The organism is Rhodovulum viride, from assembly GCF_003265965.1.
Classification (GTDB): domain Bacteria; phylum Pseudomonadota; class Alphaproteobacteria; order Rhodobacterales; family Rhodobacteraceae; genus Rhodovulum; species Rhodovulum kholense.
Genome location: NZ_MUAV01000124.1, coordinates 1 through 868 on the forward strand (window position 1 = coordinate 1; position 868 = coordinate 868).

The 868-nt window shown below is 69.9% G+C and carries 3 protein-coding genes; all 3 read right to left on the reverse strand.

From position 1 onward, the window contains the following. The coding region (locus BYZ73_RS21360; RefSeq protein WP_146746400.1) for a hypothetical protein at positions 1-237 on the reverse strand (237 nt) is incomplete at its 3' end. Between the two features lie 18 nt (positions 238-255). Next, a complete protein-coding gene (locus BYZ73_RS21365; RefSeq protein WP_112317585.1) occupies positions 256-510 on the reverse strand; it encodes a hypothetical protein in 255 nt (84 codons plus the stop codon). Further along, positions 510-653 (reverse strand): hypothetical protein, encoded by a 144-nt coding sequence (locus tag BYZ73_RS23130; protein ID WP_181498144.1) that lies wholly within the window; start codon positions 651-653, stop codon positions 510-512. Before BYZ73_RS23130 ends, BYZ73_RS21365 begins: the two co-directional genes overlap by 1 nt. Between the last annotated feature and the right edge of the window lie 215 nt (positions 654-868).

Below are 868 nucleotides of genomic sequence, written 5' to 3' on the forward strand. Positions count from 1 at the left end.
CGTGACGACCCGAACCTCGCCCATGTTGATCGCCCCCATGGGGAGGAAGAACCAGTTCAGCGGGCCGGTTTCGCGGTCGCGCGTCTTCAGCTCTTCCAGCGCGCCGAAGACAACCGATTTCGCCGCGATCCATTCGACGGTATCGCCTCCTTTCAGCGTGAATTTCAGGATCCAGTCTGGTTCGGCGTCCCGGGCCGTGTCTTGCAGCCTGTCGGCGGCGGTAATGTCGTCGGACATGAGGTGTTCCTTCCGGTTTCAGGCGAAGGGGCAGCGGCGGGCGGCTGCCTCCATCCAGGTGCGGGCGGCGTCGGCTTCGTCCCGGCCGAGGGCGGCAAGACCGAAAAGCTGGATCTCGTATCCGGCCCGTGCGGGATCGTCGGGCGCGGGCTGGGCGATGCCCTGGCGGCGCAGCGCGCCGCGGATGGCGGCCAGCTGGACCTCGGGGGCAGCGGATCGCCATTCGGCGACGAAGTCGGCCAGTTCCGGGGCGGCGGCGAGGACCGTATCCATCAGAGACTTCCGTGGGCGATTTCGGCCAGCGTGATGCCGCCCCAGGCCGAGCCGACGAAGAGCGCGCCGATCAGGGCGCCCAGCAGCGCGTCGCGCCAGGTGCCGAAGCCGTAGGTTGCGGGAAGGTCGGGGATTTTGGGCATGCGGGGCATGAGGTCCTCCGGATCTGGGCATGGGATGCCCGCCCGCGCGGGGCGGGGCACCGATGCTCAGAGACCGGCGTTCTCGCTGTCGTCGCCCTCGCCGGGATCGGCGGGCTCGGGGTCGGCGGCCTCGGCCTCTTTCGGGTCGGTGCCGGTGGGGGCGCGGTAATAGATGCAGCCCGGGGCGTGGGTGCGTTCGAAGGCGTTGGTGCCCG